The 20964-nt window shown below is 56.0% G+C and carries 28 protein-coding genes and 1 tRNA gene; 14 read left to right on the top strand and 15 right to left on the bottom strand.

The genetic code is table 11. The annotated features are described in order from the left end of the window. Positions 1-249 precede the first annotated feature (249 nt). Positions 250-429, bottom strand: a complete 180-nt coding sequence (locus tag GAO09_RS04845) for a DUF3606 domain-containing protein (protein WP_153352924.1) — start codon at positions 427-429, stop codon at positions 250-252. Between the two features lie 451 nt (positions 430-880). Between GAO09_RS04845 and GAO09_RS04840 the strand changes: the two genes are divergently transcribed. Together GAO09_RS04840 and GAO09_RS04835 are read left to right on the top strand one after the other, a co-directional pair. Then, on the top strand, positions 881-1165 hold the full coding sequence (locus GAO09_RS04840; protein WP_153352923.1) for a hypothetical protein: 285 nt from the start codon (positions 881-883) through the stop codon (positions 1163-1165). A gap of 109 nt (positions 1166-1274) precedes the next feature. Beyond that, positions 1275-1541: a hypothetical protein gene (locus GAO09_RS04835; RefSeq protein WP_153352922.1), complete on the top strand. Its 267-nt coding sequence runs from the start codon at positions 1275-1277 to the stop codon at positions 1539-1541. Positions 1542-1648: 107 nt separating this feature from the next. Here GAO09_RS04835 and GAO09_RS04830 read toward each other — a convergent pair whose 3' ends face one another. Further along, complete coding sequence (locus tag GAO09_RS04830; protein WP_153352921.1) at positions 1649-1927, bottom strand: hypothetical protein; 279 nt, start codon at positions 1925-1927, stop codon at positions 1649-1651. A 443-nt stretch (positions 1928-2370) separates the two neighbouring features. Here GAO09_RS04830 and GAO09_RS29565 point away from each other — a divergent pair, with 443 nt between their 5' ends. Beyond that, positions 2371-2535 (top strand): hypothetical protein, encoded by a 165-nt coding sequence (locus GAO09_RS29565; protein WP_209018613.1) that lies wholly within the window; start codon positions 2371-2373, stop codon positions 2533-2535. A 132-nt stretch (positions 2536-2667) separates the two neighbouring features. On the opposite strand, the gene GAO09_RS04825 is transcribed toward GAO09_RS29565, so the two are convergent. Beyond that, positions 2668-3429: a DeoR/GlpR family DNA-binding transcription regulator gene (locus GAO09_RS04825; RefSeq protein ID WP_153352920.1), complete on the bottom strand. Its 762-nt coding sequence runs from the start codon at positions 3427-3429 to the stop codon at positions 2668-2670. A 689-nt stretch (positions 3430-4118) separates the two neighbouring features. Between GAO09_RS04825 and GAO09_RS04820 the strand changes: the two genes are divergently transcribed. The 6 genes from GAO09_RS04820 (at position 4119) to GAO09_RS04795 (ending at position 7465) form a co-directional block, all read left to right on the top strand. Beyond that, entirely contained in the window at positions 4119-4718 is a 600-nt protein-coding gene (locus GAO09_RS04820) for an NUDIX domain-containing protein (RefSeq protein ID WP_153352919.1), read from the top strand. Then, a complete protein-coding gene (locus GAO09_RS04815; RefSeq protein WP_153352918.1) occupies positions 4706-5149 on the top strand; it encodes an acetyltransferase in 444 nt (147 codons plus the stop codon). The genes GAO09_RS04820 and GAO09_RS04815 overlap by 13 nt, the downstream gene beginning before the upstream one ends. Positions 5150-5291: 142 nt before the next feature. Then, positions 5292-5759, top strand: coding sequence for a GNAT family N-acetyltransferase (locus GAO09_RS04810; RefSeq protein WP_153352917.1), 468 nt, complete (start codon positions 5292-5294; stop codon positions 5757-5759). A 52-nt stretch (positions 5760-5811) separates the two neighbouring features. Continuing rightward, a complete protein-coding gene (locus GAO09_RS04805) occupies positions 5812-6297 on the top strand; it encodes a GNAT family N-acetyltransferase (RefSeq protein ID WP_153352916.1) in 486 nt (161 codons plus the stop codon). 1 nt (position 6298) lies between these two features. Then, positions 6299-6775: an ASCH domain-containing protein gene (locus GAO09_RS04800; protein WP_209018612.1), complete on the top strand. Its 477-nt coding sequence runs from the start codon at positions 6299-6301 to the stop codon at positions 6773-6775. Positions 6776-7108: 333 nt separating this feature from the next. After that, the gene (locus GAO09_RS04795; protein ID WP_153352914.1) at positions 7109-7465 is read left to right on the top strand and encodes a hypothetical protein; all 357 of its coding nucleotides are present in this window, start codon (positions 7109-7111) and stop codon (positions 7463-7465) included. A 403-nt stretch (positions 7466-7868) separates the two neighbouring features. Here GAO09_RS04795 and GAO09_RS04790 read toward each other — a convergent pair whose 3' ends face one another. From GAO09_RS04790 to GAO09_RS04770, 5 genes are all read right to left on the bottom strand, one after another. Further along, positions 7869-8339, bottom strand: a complete 471-nt coding sequence (locus tag GAO09_RS04790; protein WP_153352913.1) for a nuclear transport factor 2 family protein — start codon at positions 8337-8339, stop codon at positions 7869-7871. A 100-nt stretch (positions 8340-8439) separates the two neighbouring features. Further along, positions 8440-8766, bottom strand: coding sequence for a nuclear transport factor 2 family protein (locus GAO09_RS04785; protein WP_153352912.1), 327 nt, complete (start codon positions 8764-8766; stop codon positions 8440-8442). A gap of 10 nt (positions 8767-8776) precedes the next feature. Beyond that, a complete protein-coding gene (locus tag GAO09_RS04780; protein ID WP_153352911.1) occupies positions 8777-9760 on the bottom strand; it encodes a saccharopine dehydrogenase NADP-binding domain-containing protein in 984 nt (327 codons plus the stop codon). 1 nt (position 9761) lies between these two features. Further along, entirely contained in the window at positions 9762-10157 is a 396-nt protein-coding gene (locus GAO09_RS04775; protein ID WP_153352910.1) for a VOC family protein, read from the bottom strand. A 15-nt stretch (positions 10158-10172) separates the two neighbouring features. Further along, positions 10173-10916, bottom strand: a complete 744-nt coding sequence (locus GAO09_RS04770) for an SDR family NAD(P)-dependent oxidoreductase (RefSeq protein ID WP_153352909.1) — start codon at positions 10914-10916, stop codon at positions 10173-10175. 134 nt (positions 10917-11050) lie between these two features. Here GAO09_RS04770 and GAO09_RS04765 point away from each other — a divergent pair, with 134 nt between their 5' ends. Both GAO09_RS04765 and GAO09_RS04760 read left to right on the top strand, forming a co-directional pair. After that, positions 11051-11938, top strand: coding sequence for an AraC family transcriptional regulator (locus GAO09_RS04765; RefSeq protein WP_153352908.1), 888 nt, complete (start codon positions 11051-11053; stop codon positions 11936-11938). Positions 11939-12260: 322 nt separating this feature from the next. Next, on the top strand, positions 12261-12629 hold the full coding sequence (locus tag GAO09_RS04760; protein ID WP_153352907.1) for a response regulator: 369 nt from the start codon (positions 12261-12263) through the stop codon (positions 12627-12629). Between the two features lie 513 nt (positions 12630-13142). Here GAO09_RS04760 and GAO09_RS04755 read toward each other — a convergent pair. Beyond that, positions 13143-13325, bottom strand: a complete 183-nt coding sequence (locus GAO09_RS04755) for an FtsB/FtsL family cell division protein (protein ID WP_153352906.1) — start codon at positions 13323-13325, stop codon at positions 13143-13145. A gap of 434 nt (positions 13326-13759) precedes the next feature. Here GAO09_RS04755 and GAO09_RS04750 point away from each other — a divergent pair. After that, positions 13760-13828: transfer RNA gene (locus tag GAO09_RS04750), tRNA-OTHER, on the top strand. 396 nt (positions 13829-14224) lie between these two features. On the opposite strand, the gene GAO09_RS04745 is transcribed toward GAO09_RS04750, so the two are convergent. The 4 genes from GAO09_RS04745 to GAO09_RS04730 all read right to left on the bottom strand — a co-directional run bounded on the left by GAO09_RS04745 (position 14225) and on the right by GAO09_RS04730 (position 16691). Beyond that, positions 14225-15253: a fatty acid desaturase gene (locus GAO09_RS04745; RefSeq protein ID WP_153352905.1), complete on the bottom strand. Its 1029-nt coding sequence runs from the start codon at positions 15251-15253 to the stop codon at positions 14225-14227. Beyond that, positions 15250-15330, bottom strand: a complete 81-nt coding sequence (locus GAO09_RS30440) for a hypothetical protein (protein WP_420796136.1) — start codon at positions 15328-15330, stop codon at positions 15250-15252. The genes GAO09_RS04745 and GAO09_RS30440 overlap by 4 nt, the downstream gene beginning before the upstream one ends. Before the next feature lie 100 nt (positions 15331-15430). Beyond that, positions 15431-15727 (bottom strand): hypothetical protein, encoded by a 297-nt coding sequence (locus GAO09_RS04735; protein WP_153352903.1) that lies wholly within the window; start codon positions 15725-15727, stop codon positions 15431-15433. Positions 15728-16424: 697 nt separating this feature from the next. Further along, positions 16425-16691, bottom strand: a complete 267-nt coding sequence (locus tag GAO09_RS04730) for a DUF1488 family protein (protein WP_153352902.1) — start codon at positions 16689-16691, stop codon at positions 16425-16427. 1579 nt (positions 16692-18270) lie between these two features. Here GAO09_RS04730 and GAO09_RS04725 point away from each other — a divergent pair. Both GAO09_RS04725 and GAO09_RS30435 read left to right on the top strand, forming a co-directional pair. Beyond that, positions 18271-18579, top strand: a complete 309-nt coding sequence (locus tag GAO09_RS04725; RefSeq protein WP_153352901.1) for a hypothetical protein — start codon at positions 18271-18273, stop codon at positions 18577-18579. Between the two features lie 441 nt (positions 18580-19020). Next, positions 19021-19515 carry a helix-turn-helix domain-containing protein gene (locus tag GAO09_RS30435; protein ID WP_153352900.1) on the top strand — a complete coding sequence of 165 codons (495 nt, stop codon included), beginning with the start codon at positions 19021-19023 and terminating at the stop codon, positions 19513-19515. 38 nt (positions 19516-19553) lie between these two features. Here the strand turns inward: GAO09_RS30435 and GAO09_RS29895 are convergent, their stop codons facing one another. Both GAO09_RS29895 and GAO09_RS29560 read right to left on the bottom strand, forming a co-directional pair. Further along, complete coding sequence (locus GAO09_RS29895) at positions 19554-19838, bottom strand: hypothetical protein (protein ID WP_235937933.1); 285 nt, start codon at positions 19836-19838, stop codon at positions 19554-19556. A gap of 670 nt (positions 19839-20508) precedes the next feature. Then, positions 20509-20682 carry a hypothetical protein gene (locus GAO09_RS29560; protein ID WP_209018609.1) on the bottom strand — a complete coding sequence of 58 codons (174 nt, stop codon included), beginning with the start codon at positions 20680-20682 and terminating at the stop codon, positions 20509-20511. Positions 20683-20964: the final 282 nt, after the last annotated feature.

Below are 20964 nucleotides of genomic sequence, written 5' to 3'. Positions count from 1 at the left end.
GTGCCGGGAGTCTGGCGCAGCTGAATATCGGATATGGATCAACCGACGCGGGTGGACAAGGCCGCTTTGCTGCCTATCGGTTCTGAACGCGTGATTTCTCAGCGCCATCCAGACGGGCCAGCAATTTGCTGAAAACGTCGTCGGTCTCGATAGGCCGGTGAAGGGGATTGGACTGAAGAGCAGACCGCACCATCGTACTGGACGCAAGTTTTACGAAGTCGCTTGGCGGGGTGAGTGGTCTAGGGCCACTCACTTCTTGTGATCCAACTCGCCTTCAACCTTGTCGCGGCTGTTGCCGACTTCCTTGATGGTGTCCTTCACCATCTCCCTGGAGACGCCTTCTTTGTCGGCCTCGTATCGGACTTCATGGTTTTGATTGCCGGCAACTCGTGCGCGGTCCTGTTCGCGACCTTTTCCAGAATTTGACATAGCAGTTCCTCTACCTGTTCAGAGGGAGAACCAGCGGAGATGACAAACTGTTCCATTTCGGTTGTGCCAGCGAGGACGTTCGTAAGAACGGTAAAGCGCCGCCTCGCCTCCTTGAGAGTGTCGGAAGGCGCAAGAGCCAACCCGACGACATCCTTCAGCACCTCGACGACATCATCCGCAGCCGATTTTAATTTTAGATCGATGGTCTCGATCGATATTTCCTGGGCCAACGCGTACACGCGTCGATAGCTGCAGGCTTCCTCTGCAGCTCTAAGCCAATCATCATGTTTGCTCATCGAGCGACACATATGGCTGCAGTGCAGCATGTCATTGTTCCATCGGTTTCATAGTCAATGTCAGGTTAGTGTATTAGCGATGCTCGATTTTCGTTACGGGAACCGAATTCCACGAACTGCAGTTGGAGTCCCGAAACAGCCACGGAGTATTGAGTATGGCGCAGGATTTTGGCGGATCGAACCGCAAGATATTCTCCGAAATGAACGCTTCAGAACGCGACGCAGTTCTTCAGGAGCTAAGCAAGACGTTGCGGTTTAGAGCGCTTGCCTCGCGCGCCGTCGCGTATGAACGCTGGCAGGATATGGACGCGTTGGGCGAGCGGATCGAGCGCGATCATGAGACGATCGCAGCCGATCTCGAAGGAGCGGCCGTCACGGTCCTCGAGGCTGTCAGGCTTTTATCGGAGGTTGAGCAGAACCTATCTGCGACAAGGCACTGAGGGCCAACTCAAGAACGAATATTGCCGCCTTAACCATGGTAGTAAGCTCAGATCGTAAGACGGGAAGATATGCACTACTCATTCGTCGGTTGTGACGACGGGGTAGATCATGGGTATCCTGGAAACGGTTCTCGTAGGTGCAGGCATCGGTGTTGTCGCCATTTGGATATGGGCCAATATTCGCCGGTTCTTGTCCACTACAGGTTGGGGAACGTCGCGTCTTGATCGCGAATTTCGAAATGTATTCGCTTTGATGCCTGAAGCGCGCCGCCGTGATCTCGTAGAAACGATTATGAACCGCAGGCGGTGCAGTCGGGCGGCTGCCATGCGCTTTGCAATGGATGATCGCGCCCGCGATGAACGCCGTTGGGACTGACACACTTATCTGCATGACTACAACGAACGACGCGCGCGCCGTTTTTTGCGCTTGTTCCACATTTCGCTGATTGGGCTCACTGTAGGCTTGTCGTCGCGGCGGCACATCTACAGAAGACCAAAGACCGGCAAGGCGAGCAGCGACACGTAAGCCGTGCCTTCGGCATGGCACGACGCATTGTCTGCCCAGCGTACCACCGTTGCGGGCTTTCCGAATGCGCCCGTGGCCGCGAGGATGACTCCGGCGACGGCGGCAATTGATGCCAGGGCCGTGAAGGCCCAATGCAGCGAGATTGCATCCGTCTGATCGAGATAAAGGACGAGGCCGGCGACAGCCCCAAGCAGCAATCCGAAGGTGATCAAATAGGATCTGTAGAACAGGGTCATGGTCAGGGGTCAGGCCGCAGCTTGTCGCGCAGACCAGATCCTCGTAGTTCAGCTCATCAACCAATTCATTGACCCGCTCATCTGATAGCCCGTCCATGACGATACCGCCGACGACGATCGGGAGGCCGGTGAAAATGTCGACCACCATCCAGGTGTCTGCATAAACTCGGCTGGCGGCGGCATGATATCGAAGAGTTTCGCGGATAACAGTCATGAAAGATCGAAGATAAGAGGGCGGACTACGGAGAGGTTTTTTATCTCTCTCAACATGAGCCAATTACAACGAACGGGAGGGTCTGCGTCAATGATGCGCGGTACCCCCGATTTCGCCGCTGCGCCACGAAATCGGCTCCCCCACGCCCCGTAGGCGGCCTTTGGCCGTCATTGACCCAGACCCTCCCTTATCGGTTGGCGACCTTTGTTTTCATTCAAAGGAGCTGACGATGACCACTTACGACCACATTCAGGAACTGCGTGCCGAACTTGCAGCATCTATCGATCAGGCCGAGCGCCGCGAGATCGCGGCCGAGCTGGCGACCGCAGAGGCGAAGCTTGCCGAGGAAGAGGCCGCTTTCGAAGCGCTGATTGCCGCCGAGCCGCCCCATTGAGGGCGGCGTGGCCCTGCGCCGAAGCTGCTTTTGCTTGACATCAAACGTGGAACGGGTCGCGGTATCTCCACTCAAGATCTTCGTTTCCTTGGAAACGCGTTCTTGAGGGCAACCAAAGCTGCAGCATCCAATTCACGAGGATATGCCTACGATCTGCACGGGAGCTTGACGAAGAGGCCCGAGCAAATCCTCCGGGCATTTTCTGCTCACGAGAAGCCCATCGATGTCATCTAGGCTGACGACGCTGTAGGGAGACACGGCACCGAGTTTTTCCCTCGAACCGAGCACGATGGTCTCCGCAGCCTGGCGGCAGATCGCTCGCTTAACCGCTGCTTCCTCACGGTCCCCCGTTGTAAGACCGTGCTCAAGATGGATGCCGGTGACGCCCATGAAATATAGGTCCGTGCGTATGTGACCGATAGCTTCGATGGCAACTGAACCTACAGAGACGTTCGAATGCTTATAGATGCGGCCGCCAATTAGCTCCACGTCCACTCCCGGATGGTCAAGAAGCGCAGTTGCGACGTCAGGGCTGTGCGTCACAACGGTCGCCTTTAGCGCTTTCGGCAGGGCGCGAGCAATCCGAATGGTCGTCGTGCCGCCGTCCAAGAAGATGATTTGTCCCTCCTTGACCATCCCTGCGGCAACTTTCGCGATCTCCGCCTTGTCATCGGCAGAAACATTACGGCGTGTCGGAAGATCCCCGAGTGCCTTCGAGACCGGAAGAGCGCCGCCGTGCACGCGTTGCAGCAGTCCTTCACCTGCCAACTCTCGAAGGTCGCGGCGGATTGTGTCTTCCGAAAGCCCGAGCTTTTCGCTGAAATCCTTCGCAATGATCCGGCCTTCCTTGCCGAGGCTATCGAGAAGCAGCGCTTTGCGCTCAGTGGTCAGCATGTGGACTTCCTTTTGAGATGAATTCTTGGAGACCTTTGCAATCTAAATTGCACCTGGCTTCACGCTGTATTGGTTCGTCAATTTGGCCTCTCGATTGCCTCTAGAAATTCCCGAATATGGAACCGGGCCGCGACGCGCCCCTTATCAGTCCCATAAAACCCGTGCCCGCATCCATGCAGGATGATGTGCCGAACACCGCTTCCAGTTGCCCAGTCCTTACTCGGCGCAAAAGGTCGAGCTCGCCTGTCACAACAAGAGTTGGGACCTGTATGTCTTTCGGATCCTCGTCACGTAGTCTTGTCGACGCGACGCATATTAAAGCCTCGACCTGCATGCCCAAGCAAACAGCCTTCCATAACAGGGTGCCCCCAGCACTGTAGCCCAGCCCGATGGCTACTTGGGGAAACGTCTGGGCAAGCCTTGATGCAGCGAAGCCATATCCACCTTTCATCAGTGCTTGGTGAATACCCCCTTCACATTGTGAGGGAGTTAGCAGGTCGCGGATATTCAGGCGCCGAGCGGAATGCGTTGATTGACGCAGACACTGGTTAGGGGCCGGGTGCATCGTGGATGTCGCCAATTATTATGTCGGTCGAGTTCATCGTTCCACCACTGGCGCTGATCGGTCTCCGATTATTGCACGAATCGCGAATTCGTGCAATATCGCGCAAAATTGATGGAGAATGTAAATGTCTGTCGCAGATCGAGTTAGGGTCGAGCAGGTGACCACCCTGTCGGACGACTGGTATATCCTTAAGAAGACGATCTTCAGCTTCCGCCGTTCGGACGGAGAGTGGCAGAGGCAGAGCAGAGAGACGTACGACCGCGGTAATGGCGCGACGATCCTGCTTTACGATGTGCAACGCCGAAAGGTCTTGCTCACACGGCAGTTCCGCTACCCTGCTTTCGTCAACGGGCACGATGATCTCCTAATTGAAACACCCGCTGGACTTCTGGACAAGGCAACACCGGAAGATCGGATTAAGGCAGAGGTGGAGGAAGAGACCGGCTACCGCGTCAGCGATGTGAGACAAGTGTTCGACGCGTTCATGAGCCCTGGATCGGTGACCGAGCGCTTGCACTTCTTTGTGGCGGCCTATTCGGCTGCTGATGAAGTCTCCGATGGCGGCGGCAACGCAGACGAAGGTGAAGACATCGAACGTCTGGAGCCGACAATCGAAGAGGCTCTGGCTATGATCGCCGATGGCCGCATCCGCGACGGCAAGACCATTATCCTTCTGCAGTATGCAGCGATGCACCTTTTCAAGGAGGCCGCATGTTCACTCTGAGGGCGTCAAGAGCCGAAGATCTAGCGCGCAACTTCCAGATCTGGTTCACTTCGGTTCAGGCGACACACGACTTCCTCTTGCCAAAGGACTTTACGGAGATCGCTGAGCTAGTCGAGAAATCGTACCTACCGACCGGCGATTTCGTGGTCGCGGTTGACGCCGACGACGTACCGCATGGGTTCATGGGCACGACCGGAAATCATGTCGATGCCTTGTTCGTCCACGCCACGAGCAGAGGGCAAGGCATCGGACGGCTCCTTCTGCATTCGTTCATGGAGACCCGGAACGAAGTGACCGTCGACGTGAACGAGCAGTCCATCTCCGGAACAGGCTTTTACAAAGTTTTAGGCTTCGAGCAGCAAGCGCGATCGGACACTGATTCCGAGGGGCGACCATATCCCTTGCTTCACATGCTTTGGAGGCGAGTGTGACTCGGCTAGGAGGTCGCTGATACTGGGGCGATGCGACAAAGAGAATACTCAGCATCCGTCGACCAGGCGGAGCGCCGCGGGTGATTGCGGCGGAGCTGGCTTATGGCGAAGCATATCAACTTCATAAAAGGTTCTACGGCGCATGATCCGCCTCTATCAACAGAACGACCTCGATGACGTAATTTCCGTCTTTCTCTCCGCTATCAGGGAAACAGGTTCGAGATACTATAGCCCCTCGCAGGTTGATGCATGGGCGCGTGTTGACCGGGATCTTTGGGAACGCCGTAGAATGGAGAAACCAACTTGGATAGCCGAGCTGGAGGGCCAAGTCGCGGGTTTTACAGACCTCGAACCCGACGGCCACGTAGATATGCTCTTTGTGCATCCGAAGTTTGGAGGACGGGGTGTAGCCAGCCGTTTGCTCTTTACAGCGGAAACTTATGCGCGAGAGAACGGGATCGATCGGCTTTACACTGAAGCCAGTCTCGCAGCGCGGACGACATTTGAGCGCGCTGGCTTTGACGTGATTGAACAGGAAATAGTTCACAGAAACGGTGAGGACTTCATTCGTTTCAAGATGCAGAAGTTCATTATGGCCAGACCGCAATGACGCTTTCGAATTTGCTGCATAGCGTTGGATCTGATGTCCAAAGGAGAGAAGAATGTCAGATTTGATTTTCCGACAGGCCACCGAAGCGGATCTAAAGGCCATTATCGGGCTTCTGGCAGATGATGTTTTAGGGGCGGAAAGGGAAGCCCAAACGGACGCGGCTTACGTCGAGTACGAAGCAGCATTCCGGGAGATCACTGCGGATCCGAACCAGTTTCTATGTGCTGTCGAGGATCAGGGTGAAATCGTCGGCACCTTCCAGCTGACCTTCATACCGGGATTGTCTCGAGGCGGAGCCAAGCGAGCTCAGATCGAAGCAGTAAGAGTTTTGAGCAGTCGACGTAACGAGCATATCGGCGAAGCAGTGTTCGTCTGGGCAAGCCAGTTTAGCCGTGACCGTGGATGCTCTTTAATGCAACTCACGACGGATAAGCAGCGCCCGGATGCGCACCGCTTCTATGATCGGCTCGGATTCAGCGCCACCCATATCGGCTACAAACTGGATCTGTCTGCAACGACGAAACTGTCCGGGGGGTGAGATGGATATCGAGTCATGTACCAAGATAATTGCCGAAACTATGCCTGGAAGAGAAGATCAGTGTTTTGGTCCCATATCGATTGGCTCGTCGCCCGTTTCAGCTGACGAGGGCGCGCGCCTGATCCTTGATGGCATCAAGACAGCCACATCCTCTCCATTCTGGGAGTTTCCCGACGGTAAAATCCCTTACAAAGGTGCTCTCAGTGTCCTGCTGGACGGACGAGGAGAGGCGCGGGCAATCGTTGAAACCTCATCCGTCGATATCGTCCCCTTCAACCAGGTGTCAGAGGAATTTGCTTTCGCTTACGGTGAAGGCGACCGCAGCATGACATGGTTTCGAAGCAAAATCGGTGATTGGTATCGAAGCTACGCCGCAAGTAGCGGCAACCCTTTTACCGAGGACACACCGGTTATCTGTGAACGGATCACCGTCGTAGCAGTCCTGCCTTCCTCTGACGGCAATTCGAGCGAGAATTAAGGCGTACGGGCTTGGCGGTGAAAGCCGCCCTATAGCTGCTTCCCATAGGATTGTACCATGAGGCGCGTGTTTCTTTTTTCAGGGATGGCTATCTGCGGGTTTGCAGCCGGTCTCTGGTACTTTGTTGCAGGCCTGTCCTGCGGCCTTTCCGGCGCAGGTGGCTGCAGCGATGTCCCACCCTGGCCTTGGGAATATCCGACGGCGCTGGCTTACCCCCTGCCAGTCTTCACGTTCGGGCTCGTGCTCGTTCTCGTGAGCCGTCGTCTTCGCTGACTGGTATCTCGGCTCGATCAGAACCCCGGCACTCAAAAGGCAGGGAAAACGGGCCTCGCATTGGTCAGATCCACGCCGATCGCAGCCGATCGCGAGGCGACGACGGATTTCAACAAACTCAACCGATGCGCCGAACTTCTTTACCAGCGCCTTGCGGTCATAGACGCCGTATCGATCGCAGCGCCGGCAATCCATGTCGATCTTTTCAGCGCGGTAGTCCTTCAGCCGGGGCCCGATTTTCTAGAGCAGAGCGGCGCCGATATCGTGATCGAGGCGGGACCAACCGATTTCCGTACCGGTGGCCCAGGGCTCGTCTACCTGCGCTCGGCGTTGTCCACTGGCTGCGACGCGATCGTAATATCAAAGGGTGCCCTGGTACGCTACCACGTCCGTCGCGATGAAAGGGGCCAACTATAGGACAGCGTAGATGTCGTCCGATCGTTTTCTGCCGCCGCGGCAAAGGTAAAGACTGTCGCAAAGCCGTGGGAAGGCGATTACGGCAATCACCGCGGCCGAGTATCGAGGGTGACACCATGACTAGTATGGCTGGCGACCTTCGCCTCGTATCGTTTTAGCGATGCCTGCCCAACTTCTCGGCGGTCAGCCGGTACACCAAAAGTCCTATAATGGCGGTTTATGTGGCTCGCCTCGGGCCCGAGTGCATTGGAACACTGCAAAATCAGCTAGTTATAAAATATTATGAGCTGGTCGATGGTTCGATTCCACTCAAGATGAATGACGCTCTTCCTGCACTGCTTAACGTCCGGAACGTGGCGCGTTGTTATCACAGATGAAGCACGGCATGTTCCGGAATGCCGCGCTAAACGACGGATAGAACGGTCGGGTCACCGGACCGCCAGACATTGTCGACGACGATCCGCCTGATCAGCCAGTCGTTGCCACTTCTGACCAGATCGACATCATAGCGGTTTTTCATGAGGTAATGGCGGGTGCTGTCGCTGCGCGGCACGTGCTGGGCTTCGACCAGCGCTTCCAGGTGCGCCGTGTTGCCGTCGATGGTAACACGCTGGTTGCTGATCGTGTGGGTCGTGTCCAGACTGCTGAGTGACGTCGAAATGGCTGCAACGAGCACGTCTATGCCTTCGATAACGGGATATTCGAAGCCCGCCTTGGCCGCGGCCGGACGAAAGTCCGAAACGGCATCTTCTGTCAGTGCGGATGCGAACAGCGCCTTGTCACGCAGATCTATACCGGCGGCGTATCGATAAAGTGCCTCGGCAATGGCGAGCTTGTCGGCGGTGTGCTGGGCGATCGTGGAAATCGTTGTCATGGGTTCAGTCCTTCCTTTGCCGGAGGCTCACGGGATGAGAGCCTTTCCGGCATCGGCGCTTCAAGGCGCGCCAATGGTGGTGGTTGGTTGTCGAGATTTGCTATTCGAGGTCGGCGTCGATCCGCGCGATCAGACCGTCGGGGTTGACCGCGATCGCGAGAATGCCGACCTCGTGGCCGAAGTCGCCCGTGAAATCGAGACGGACGGTGGCATTGAAGCTGTCCAGCTCCTTGACGGAGATAAGCTTGCTTGCCGTGTTGTATCCGACGAAGAAGCGCTCAAGATAGGTGCGGACACCCCCCTTGCCGACGAACGCGTCGCCAACGGAGACATCATCGATCACGGCGTTTTGCGCGAAAAGGGCAAGCGTCCCTTCCATGTCGAAGGCATTCGTGGCTCCCATGAAGTTCTCGACCAGCTTCTGCATTACAGGCACCTCAGATGTCGATGATCGTGGTGTCGGCGATCGTCTCGGCAAATCCATTGCCGAACAGACCTGCTGGGGTCTGGAAACCGGGACGCGTTTCTCCGACCAGGACCCGACGTCCCGCCTCGGCAGCCGCCGTCGCGGTGAACGTGTGGCCGTTCACCGTATCGAGAACCGAGCGTGTCACCCGGCCTTCGGCGTCCGTGATTTCGACGGCAGCCTGATATCGGTTTGCAAGACGCTCGGCTTTGCTCGGACCGTCGGGAAGTTTCGAGAGATCGCCCTGTGGGAACCCGTCACCCGTGACATGCACGAAGGTCGCGATGTCCGGAATGCCTGTCGACTGCCCCAAAGTGATGAGATCGGGCAGAGCGACCTGAAAACAATCGACCGCCCCATTGCCGAAATCGAACTTCCGGATACTTCCGGCGGCATGGCCAACCAGCCTGCCATCCACCCGTTCCAGGGTCTCGGTGGTGACGCTTCCCATCGCGCTTACGGCGGAACCTCGTGACAGACCGCCTGCGACATGCATGGCGACCATGATCCGGCGAGGGTTTTCGACCTTGTCGACGGCATGGCCGACCAGGCATCCGAGCATCGCGACGCTGCCACCACTGCCGGGCAGAAGCATCACACCTGCGCTCTTCGCCGCGTCATCAAGCACTTCAGCGAGACTATATCCGTCCAGTTCTGCGGCGACATCAAGATAGTGCAAGCCGTTGCGGATTGCTGCCCGCATCAGGATGTCGGCGGTCGTCGCAAACGGGCCCGCGCAGTTGAGGATGACGGCAATGTCTTCCAGTGAGCGGTCAATCAGGCCGTCGTCGTCGAGAGCGAACACCCGGTGTTCGACTCCGAGTTCCTCACCGAGTGACGCAAGGCTTGCTCGCGTGCGGCCGGCGAGGACAATTGGGGTTCCGGCTGCTGTGGCGTGGTGAGCAGCCATGCGACCGGTATAGCCCGTCGCGCCGTAAATCATCAGTTTCTTCATGTCAGTGCTGCCATTCCTTGTAGACGAATTCGAGGCTGTAGCCGTCAGGGTCTCTGACCTGGGCGGCGTAATAACGCGGGTCGTAGTGAAGCTGCGGGCCTGGCGGGTGGATTTCCGAAGCGCCTGCAGCGATTGCGGCGGCATGGGCGGCATCGACTTCCAACGTGCCATTCGCAACAAAGCCGACATGGGCAGCGCGGCCTTCGACCACGCCCGCACGGAGCCAGAAGAACACCCGCCCGTTCGCGCCGAACCCTTTCAGGTCGGGATGCCCGGCAGGGCCTTGCATGCCGTCGTAATCGACGACATGTGCGATGCCGAGCGGGGCGAGCGCCTTTTCGTAGAAGGTGATCGAACGGTCGATGTCTGCGACCGAGATGAAGACGTGATCTAGCATGGTGCTATCCCTGGTTCAGATGACGTAGCCGCCGCCGACTTCGATATTCTGAGCATTGATCCAGCGGTTTTCTTCCGACAGCAGGCTGGCGATGACGCCGCCGATCTCCTCAGGTTCGCCGACACGGCCAAGCGCGGTCTGTCCTGCCAGCATTGCTTCGAAATCGTCGTTCAGGCCGCCGCCAAGCTCGGTGCGAATGGCCCCCGGGGCGATCGAGTTCGCCCGGATCCGGCGCTCGCCGAGCTCCTTGGCCATGTAGCGTGTCAGCACTTCGAGACCACCCTTGAACGAGGCGTAAGGTGCGACCCCCGATGTGGCGACACGGCTGGTGGCGCTGGTCATGTTGACGATATGGCCACCGTCTTCCATCAGCGGAAGCAGTGCCTGCGTCAGGAAGAACGGACCCTTGAGGTGGACGTTGAAGAGGCCTTCGAACTGTTCCTCTGTTACCGTAGGGAATGGTGCGTAGAGGCCATAGCCGGCGTTATTGACGAGGAAGTCAAATGTCTGACGGCCCCAGACGTTGTGGAGCTGGACGGCAACGGCGCCGCGGAATTCGGCAAATGAGCGGCTGTCGGCAACATCCAGCTTCAGCGCGACCGCCTTGCCGCCTGTCGCGGTGATGGAAGCGACGACTTCGGCCGCTTTGTCCGGATTGCTGTTGTAGGTGACGATGACACCCATGCCGCGTCCGGCGCATTTGACGGCGGTGGAGGCTCCCAGCCCTCTGCTGCTGCCGGTGATGATGGCGATCTTCATTTTGTGTCTCCGTGCGTTTGGCGTGTTTCCAACCTAAGCCCACCACGGTGCGCGCACTCACCCATTCCTCCTTGAAACTTGCCTATTCCTGCTTTCGTCTTGCGCGTGCCGGAAGCCTCTGCCACGGTCCGATCATGGAAACGCAGCTTCAAGAGCTCAGAATGTTGGCCGCCAAGGCCGAAAACAGGCGCACGGATACGGGTATCCCGCGCGTCGCGATGGTGCAGGGGGAAATCCCGGAACACCAGCTATCGGCGGTCTACGACCCGATGATCAACCTGATTCTGACCGGATCGAAGACCATGACTGTGGGGGACCGTACCTTTCGATATGATCCCGCAACCTATTTCGTGATGTCCGTCGATCTTCCGGCCGTAGGATCCATCCATGCTTCGGATACAGGTGCGCCATATCTCGCAGTCAGCCTGACGCTGGATCCGACCATCGTCGCGGGGCTTATTCGCGATCTGCCCGTCAATGTGTGCAGCACATTGTTTGGATCGGGCTTTTCGGTCGCTCCCGTCAACGAAGACCTTCTCGATGCCTGGATCAGAATGCTGCGGCTGATGGAGCGTCCGGACGAGATTGCCGTTCTTTCTCCCGCCTACGAGCGCGAGATCCTGTTCCGCGTCCTTCAGGGGCCGCTTGGATGGATGCTGCGTGATATTGCCTCGCCGGACACGGCACTATCCCGCATCGGTGTTGCCATCAACTGGATCCGGAGAAATTTCGCCGAACAGATCAGGGTGGAGGCGCTGGCCGAAATGGTGGCCTTGAGCGTTTCGGCGTTTCACCGCCACTTCAAAGCGGTTACGGCGCTCAGTCCCCTACAGTACCAGAAGCGCATTCGCCTTCTTCATGCCCGCTCGCAACTGATCGCGGGGCAGGGCAGTGCTACCTCGATCGCGTTCGAGGTGGGGTATGAAAGCCCGAACCAGTTCAGTCGGGAATATGCCCGGCTGTTCGGCTTGCCACCGTCGAAGGACATGGCGAAGGCGATGCGGGATTTGCATGTGGCGTAATTCATTATGGGACCTCTTGCTCAGGTGAGAGCTACTTCGAGACCTATCTTCCTTCATGCGAACGACCATCAGCGAATAGCCAGGCGACAAACCAATTGAGCGGTTTTTTTTACAGCAGGGACGAGATCAAGGATACGCTAACGATCTGGGCGCTCAGTTGACGACGAGGCGCGGATCGATCGGCGAGCTCGGGAATAATTTCAAGAATGTCTGAAAGCTACTGGAACGAACGAACCCCGAGACTATTTGGTACGATATCAGACATTCAAACGTTGTTGGCTTGAAGCAGAGCCAAACCGCTCCAACAGCAAAGACATGGCTCATGCATTCTGTAAAAATCACCGTCCTCGTGGTCGAAGACGAGGCCCTCATTCGGCTCGGTATCGCTGATGAGCTTCAATCTGCCGGTTTCGAGGTCTTCGAGGCCGATTGTGCTGACAGCGCGATTGCCATGATTGAGGACCACCCCGAAATTAGGCTGATATTCACTGATATTGATATGCCAGGGTCGATGGATGGCCTAAAGCTTGTCGCATTTGTCCGGGATCGATGGCCGCCAATCGGTATCATCGTTACTTCTGGCAGGGGCATTCCCGAAGCCACTGTCTTGCCAACGGGCGTCCCGTTTTTTCCCAAGCCCTACGAAATCGATCATATCGTGACCAAGATACGCGCGCTTGTGGCCGGTTAAGAAGCAGTCGCGAAAATTTGTGGCCGTCCACTCCATATGCACTGATTTTCAATGACGTCCCTATCCCTCCACTATTCATTGCGGTTTCCGGGAGACGGTTCGATGGCCTCTGCGCCTGCGGAGAACACAGGGGCTCTTTATTTGCTGCCCCGGTACTTTTAGAGCTGCGACCATCGTGCATCCTTGTCAAATCCCGCCCAATTACCTCTCGAGATCGCTCCAGGGAGCTTGCTCCAGATGATTGTCCGAGCCCTTTGACTGGTCCGCTTCGCATCGCTCCGCTCCAGCGCGTGGATCCATAAACCATTGGTATTGTGCGAATTTGAAATAGCGGGGCACCGGTTCAAATCCCGTCAATGTGATAAACAAACCGCGGCTCAGGGTTACCACCGTCTTCGGCTGTTCCGATGAAAAGGCCGGCACGCCGCTCTAAGCGGACTGCCCAACATGTTGTTATGGTGTCTTTTACCTCAGCGGCGAACGCTGCTACACAAGCCGTCTTGTTGTAACTGGCTAGCTATGGCGTGACGCATCACGCCACTCGGCGCGCTCAGCCTGTAGATTACGCCACTGCTCGCGTTTTGCCTCACGATCTCGACAAACAGTACCATCGTCATTCCAGCCTTTGGCGAACCAGATGCCGAGACATGCAAGCACGATAACTACAAAACCGCTCAAAAGAAACGAAGCAACCATAACAGCCTCCTGAACATGTCAGTCTATAAAAACTGATCATGGTCTGAGAGGTTCCCAAGAGCCTGCTATCTCATGTGACTGATGGAGCCGGTCATCGTCCGATCCATCAGAACCGCGATAATGGGAAATGCGAATTGGACGATAGATCCTGGTACGCACATGAACCAACTACGAACAAATGGCAGCGACGGCGCTACCAATGCTTCGCGGCATTTAACGCGGAACCGTACTGATCAATGATCTTGGCTGCTTCCTCGAGGGTGATCCTGAACTTCTTGGTAAAACCTTTGGTTCATAGGCTGACGCTGGCGCCGAGGCGTCTTCTCTTTCTGTCATGATTGTCTCCTTGAGATGAGGCGGTGAAGGTATCGCCGCATACGGTGGCCGCTGCTCATGGCCTCATATGAGTACCGAGTGCAGTTATTCCAAATAATGCGGAGAAGGACAGCTCGGCAGCTTACTTGGCTCACCAAGGGGTCGCCGGTTCAAGTTCGGCACCCGCAACCAAGTCCACGAGGGCCACCTCTACAACGCCGCCGCATGGCAGCGTTTACGGAAAACCGTGACGTCATCCAGTGCTGGTGGAACACCAAGTGTCGAAAGTAAGCTCCGGTATGATCCTGGCGAAGCTGAAGGGCTGGCTCGCCGGACTGGGAATGGTGCTCGCGCTTGTCGCGATGCTTTCCTCTGTGACCAGGGTCGACGCCAAATCCGACGCCGAAGCCACGTTGATCGCCTGGTCCGGACGGGGTGCACGGATTTACACCAGGTGCTCGTACCTCCAACGCAAAGTTTGGGACACTGAACGGGTTCAGGTCAATGCTAACTGGTCCGCCCGTACAGGTTGCAGCGGGAACTGGGGTCCGTGACCGTACAATTGGCAAACCGTTGGAGCTGCCCTACGGGAGCGTTTTCGCCTCCTCAAGGGAGATCAGCCGCTGCGAAACCTCGTCCCAAAGGATGAGTTTGACACAAGCGATGCTTTCGCCCAGACTAATGCGGCCAAGATCCGCCAGTTCCGGATAATCCCTCAAAACCTCTGGCAGTCGGTAAAACGGCACCTTGCTGGATAGGTGGTGCACATGGTGCATGCCGATATTGCCGGTGATCCATCTCAGCGGCCGCGGCAGATCATAATGCGAGGCGCCATGCATGGCGGCATGCGGAAAAGCCCATTCCGGTGGCTTGGACCAATGGGTGTCTTCGAACTGGTGCTGGACATAGAACAGCCACACGCCAGCTGAGCCGGCTAGGAGCACGATTGGCAAGTGGATCGAAAGAAACGGCACCAGACCGACGGCCCAGATCAAGAACGCGGCTAATGCTGCGACAGCGGCGTTTGTAAGCATTGTCGAGAGCCAGGGTAAAGCGCCCGATCGCATCATGCCGAAGGGAAGGCGCTGCTTGAACAAAAACAAAAAAGCTGGGCCTAATCCGAACATCACTAAGGGGTGCCTGTATAAGCGATAGCCCAATTTTCCGCGTGGGCGTAGAGCTCGATATTCAGCCACGGTCAGCGTCGTGATGTCGCCGACGCCTCGTTCGTCAAGGTTTCCCGCAGAGGCATGGTGCTCAGCGTGCGCCCGACGCCAGTAGTCGTAGGGTGTGAGCGTTAGAACGCCGATAGCGCGTCCCGTCCAGTCGTCCCAACGGCGCTTTCCAAAAAACGATCCATGCCCGCAGTCATGTTGCAACATGAACAGCCGGAGCAAGAACCCGGCGGCCGGAAACACTAGGATCAGTCCAATCCAGTAGCCGAAATGAATCGCGATCCAGGCTGCTCCCCACAGAAGCAAGAAGGGGACAAGCGTCACTGCAAGCTCATAGAAGCTACGACTTAATGTGGGCTTGCGGTATCCAGACAGGATCTTGAGCCAGGCTTTTTCTGAGATTCCGCCTGGAGAGGCGAAGGCAACTGATCCAGTCATATTTGATCCGTATCTTTCTGTTCTGCAGCGCTGCGAAGAAAATGCTCGGCGTGCTGGAAGTCATTTTCCGCGCCGATACGGTCGCCCGCCGAAATCTTCATGTCCGCGAACTGAAGATACTGCCTGTATCGATTCAGCAGTCGCTGGCTTGACGGTAAGTCTGCGCCTTTGGGATTCTCAACGTGTCTGGTGCTCATTGGAAAAATCGAACCGGAGTTCGCTCCTAGTAGGTGTTGTACGAGACAAAATTCTGCACGGTGCACATCGGGCATCCGCGACCTTGTCGATCGACGTCGTCATTTTCGATGCAGGGAGCTTCGCTTCGGCGAGAAACTGTTCTTCAGTCGCCAAAGCACCAATCTTAAGATAAATTCGCTCAGCATCGTCAACGCCAACTCGATATTTTTTCGCGAATTCATATACAGCAGCGCGATCGCTGGTGAACTGCGGCGTCTTAGTTTCGTACTCAATCATTGATTTCTCCTGCGGTAATAGGAGACGAGTACTATTATTTTTACGGGGGACGACGCTTAGAGGTTGGCGCGAATGGTCACGTTGCGAACACCGTATCGTGAAAGGCGGAACTGGCCCCAATCAAACCGCTGTCAGAGCTGTTCAGGCGACGACCAGCGGCGCCGACGTTCTCTCAAATTCTTCTTTGGATCCCATGTGACATCGATCGGCTCCTCGTCGAACTGCGGGATCTCGATCCTTATGGGGCAGAGGTCTTGCCTAGCTAGACGTGCGCATCTGATCAGGAAATGGGATCGTTAAGTTCGGCAGGTTCAACCTAATGCGCTGACCGGACGCCCATGCAAGGGCGTGGGACTCAGTCAGAAACTCGCGCTCGATCATGACACCTTGTTCGACGACGCGAACATTCCATCTGTCTGGAGCAACTATAATCGAGACGAAATTACATATGGTCATAACAATCCTTGGGTGAGCATATCCGGTGATAGCGCCAGCTATCTGCCGGCATTCCTGAGCAGGTCTATTTCCTTGGCGATCGGACCCAGAAGCTTGCGTAGCCGGTTTTCTTCGGCGTGATCCAACCGAAACCTTCTTGCGAATTCGCTGACATGTACGGTTTTCGCTAAACTTGATTGGACCAGAGGGACCGACTTGGGTTGATGATGCACGTCCATATCCTTTCTGGATCACGGTATGCTCAACGAAAATGCGTAAGGTCCAACATGATGCTGCGGCTTCGATTGATGGAATAGGCAGAGGTTGCAGCTTTCAGAATTCTTGGCCGAAGCGTATCAAAAGACGTGAGATATTCACCTTCGCTCACACTCCGTTGAGATTTCTCGGAGGCTAGAACTTCGGTTGACAAGTAGAACTTTATTTCGAGCATCCCGTCATAGCCGGTGAAACGTACACATCGGTTCTTGCCGTCAAAGCTGCGGGCTGAATTCGGAAACGAAATGCCCATTACTGACCACCTTCGTCGGTCCAACGGTGTATCGTTTGTTCTTTCAAAGGCCGGACAACAGAAACCGGCCCCCCTCGCGGAAAGATAGCTTCGGGGAGTGCGCCTCTTGTTCGAACGCCGGGGCCGAACTCGGCAGTAAGGAAGATCAACGCACCGTGTTTCACATCTGAGCTTCCGAGTGAATCCACGCCCCGAAGACCAGCATCTCGCAAGACTTCCCTAATCAGGGTGAAATTGGCTTTGCTAAGCGCGGCAGTGGCTGATTTGGAAGACATATCGTCCTCCTTTGTTGGGGCAAGGTTTTGCACCCTTGGTAACAGCGCCCTACAGACAAGCTGTCACTACGTATATAAGTCGTGCGCGGTTTCTTAATTGCAAGGCCTTTCCTTTGAACTTAATCGACCAGTGTTGGGCTAGAGAATATAGCACACCTGCTGCACGTGAACCCAACATCGAATAAATTGCCATGCCGCAAATTATTTGCAGTCAGGGGCCTGCATCCGACTCGTTTACTCCGGAGCGAAGGCAACCTGTTGAAACTTGTTAGACGTGGCCTTGTGCCGGGCAGGCGGCTATCCGATCCACGTTTTCAGAAAACGTGTGACGTTGGTAACCGGTCCCAGCCGACTATTAGTCTTGGAGGCGGTTTCTGCGCTCCAACAGAAGCTCGTGCTCTATAAGCATCCGTCGCAGGGCTAAGAATAATTCCCCGGTCGCCGTCAAATTCATGATCGTCTCCTTGTCACCTCCAGCCGAACATCGAAAACCGAATAATGATCCCAAGTATGATTAGCGCGGACAAAGCGCGTCGGATGGATGCGAAGGACGCCATTCGGTCCGAATAAATTTTCGCACTAACATCTTGTAGACGGCGGGTGGTAGCAATGGCACGCTGACAAAAAAGGCCCGCCTGAGCGGGCCAATTTGGAGTTCGTCAATGGAGAGGCGCCCGGTAGATGCTTTTCATGTATCCAGCACGGAAGGCGGACCGAACGCCTCATGTCAGCGAACAGGTCGCGGACGAGATAGTTTCATTAGGTCCGAAAGGTTTTTCTGCCTGGTCTTGGACCGTAAGGGCGCATTCACCCGCGATGTCAAACTTCTTCCACCGCTGTTTGGTCGACCAGCCTCGTCGGGACCACTGGACCACTGCAGGCCCAGTTCACGATCCAGGCCTTAACGATGGCCAAAACACTGGAGGGGTGACGATGGTTCGCGATGTGCGATCAGCGTGTTCGATTGCCCACCCGAAGTCCCACGCATCAGTCTTTGCATGTGCATGGGGATCACCCGAGTGGTCAATGCCACGTTTCTGCGGACAGTCCTCGGAGGAAAAGCCAAGGGTACGGGCATTCATTCCGCGCTGCTGCCAATCAAGCACGATATCGATATCCAGAATCATTTCTCACCACTTCACCGCACGAAGCAGGGGTCGATGTTTTCGGAACCTAGCGCAAGGTCACCAGCGTTACGCTCCCGCCAGGAATCGGCCGTAAGCTCGCGGCAACGCAGGCAGTGTCCGGTAGCCTACGCATCTTTTTGGCGCGCATTTTGTTTAACCGAAAACCGGAGGATCGAAATGCCGACGAACAGCGACGTTACCCGGAATAGTCCGATGCTGAGGGATCTGCCTGCACCGCTGCGGCAAGCTGTCCTGGAAAAGATCGCGGTGACACTTGAGCGCAATGCGAGTTGGGCAGGCGATGAGGGCGACGACGGTCTGGAGTTAGCTATGCGCTCCGTCGGTAGCGCGATCCTCGCGGTTGCTGCCGATCTCGCTTTGTCCGAAATACAACTTGCCGAGGATGTCGCTGCGCGGGCGTTGAGACTGCTCACGACTTTCCATGCGAAGCACCCAAAATACCCCATTGGTCCGACCCTTCACTAAGCGTGCGAGGATACCGCTCTACGAGTGGGTCGTTATTTGCTGGTTTCAGGGTTCCGGTGCCGCTACTCGTCGCTGCATTGGACGTCGGCGTGATCGACGGTGAAACGGTTCCGGCTTTCTCGACCGGTGGACGGTCGCTTCCCCCATATCCCGCTCCGGCCCACGCAAGCAAAGTAACATCAGGGTGGCGAGAACACCCACTCCGTATAGCCAAACTCATCATAGCGGAACACGGCTGAAAGTTTGAGAGATCACCGCGCGTTTCACTTGAAAAGAGCCTCTCCAATATGCATCTAAAAGAGGCGATCTCGGAGCCTTGGCTCCCATGCGGCTGGATCGTAATTCTTGAGACCTCGTCCGACGCAGTGGAGCGTCGGAGCGAACTCGCTTTTCTTCATCCGACGGTGTCTGGCTTTTCAGGGCCGGATTATCTGCGCCAAGATGTATGCGATGACCCTCAAAAGAATAGACATTACGCCTTATCATTCGCGCTTGTTGCATGACCATAAGCAGCGCCAGAAAAGGCTGGCACGTGCCGCTCAACGCTTAGCTTCAAAAAAGGCTACCAGGCCTCTTGCACTCGAGCACGCCCCTCGCTGGACTTTGGCCACCATCTATTTCGATGCACATGTTCGAGCCTACCAGTTGCACGTCGCAAATCGACGGGTTCGAGCAGAGGTAACTTACATTAAGAAAAGGTGCCTTGAACTTAAGGTTAGCTATCCGGACGTCGTTGGTCGCTGCTCTTCAAAGCGAGTGGTTACCGCCCGCCGGCTGCTCATGTCGGAAGTGCGTCAAAAGTTCGCCCTTGGATATGGAGAGATCGGTAGAGCGTTCGGTGGTCGAGATAAGGCTACCGTTGCCGGCGCTATTGACACACAGAACAGCACAGCTCGCTGCAAGAATGAGGAGGCGGTTGTAGACTCGGTGAGGTGAGCCGCTGCCTATCCTCTCCTGCATTTGACCGATCTACATTAATTGTCGTTCTCGGGTAGGTTTATGATTTCCTGGCTCGTAATCTTCAACGATCGATCTGGCTGAATTACATATCGCTCGACCACGCGATTACCGGTCTGGTTATAGAATTCGTGGCTGAAACCAGTTCCGACTGGCGATTTCGACAGTTTGGTACGAGGTTGCCCTCCGTAAGTTATGCTGCCGGGTATGGGAGCTATACCATCTGCCACGGGCTTCCCGCTGCCAGTGACACTACAACTGCTCAGTGCCGAGATTAGAAAGAGTAGAAACAACTTAGGCATATCTGGTCCTTTGAGCAAAAAGCTCGCCCGAGCGAGCAATTTGGAAGAAGATCAATGGATGAGACAATCGAAACTGGATCTCTAGTTGCCCACTGAGGCTTCTTCGTCCCGGGTGTATCGAGGCAGCGGACTGGTGGCACCGGGGAAAGCTGCATTGCCTACCAGATACTCGATTTCTTATGTGCCAGGGCGAAAGAGCGACGTTCTTGAAGCCGCTGTTTCGCTCGTGCAAGGCAGCTCACTTCTACCGTAGCTCATCTCTGTGGCCGGCGAGTTGCGAACTGGTATAGTCGCGTCATGGATTGAATATCTGCGTCAGCCACCCGCGGCACCATAGATCACTATCCATACAAAGACTCCAGCCATCGCAGAAGCAAGTGAGGCAAAGGCAACGAAGCTAGCAAGCGGGAGCGTCGGCTGAGGCCCGGTTACTTCCAACTTTAGTTTTCGAGGCGGAGCGGTGATTTGATCAGACTTCCGCATCTGAGGTCCTTATCAAAATGAGCAAGATGCTTGTTGTCGCCGATGGGCATCAGGTTGGGCAAATTCGAACCTGAAGCGCAGGAGCCGCCACGCGTTTTCTACAGCCATCCACGTACTGCGTCTGCGGCGAGAAATTTACGTAGAAAACCGACAAAGGCCCGCGCTAGCGCGCCTCTCGGCAATCTGGTCAAGAATTTTTATGGCTCTGCTGACCTGCTTTGACGTGCTGCTCGTGCGAGCCACCGCGGGTTCCAGAACCCTGGTTTTCGCCGGAGGAGGCGCTCTTCTGCGAGCCAGTGTTTTTGTGGCTCTGTTCGCCTGCCTTGACGTGCTGTTCGTGTGATCCGCCCTGATTGGCCATGTTGCTTCTCCGTGGGTTGGTCATATGAAATCAACTATCCGATCTCAGTAGCGAACAGGCGGGGCATCCCAAAGTTCCTCGCAGTCGGATTCGTGCGGTAGCGGACATAACGCCGAGGGCCGCGGTAATCGTCTTTTGTGCGGTGAAGCGTCATCCGTCCCTGGGGCCGATCCTGGACCCGTAGTTGCGTGCCCACTCGTTGTCCTAGGACACAGACTCATTAGCTGAGGCGATCCATATCCTCGTCGCTGCAAGCTTGAGGGCGGCCATATAATTATCAGC

It is taken from the genome of Endobacterium cereale (genome assembly GCF_009617585.1).
GTDB lineage: Bacteria > Pseudomonadota > Alphaproteobacteria > Rhizobiales > Rhizobiaceae > Neorhizobium > Neorhizobium cereale.
Note: the sequence above shows the minus strand (reverse complement) of the source record. Positions and strands in the feature narration are given on the sequence as shown.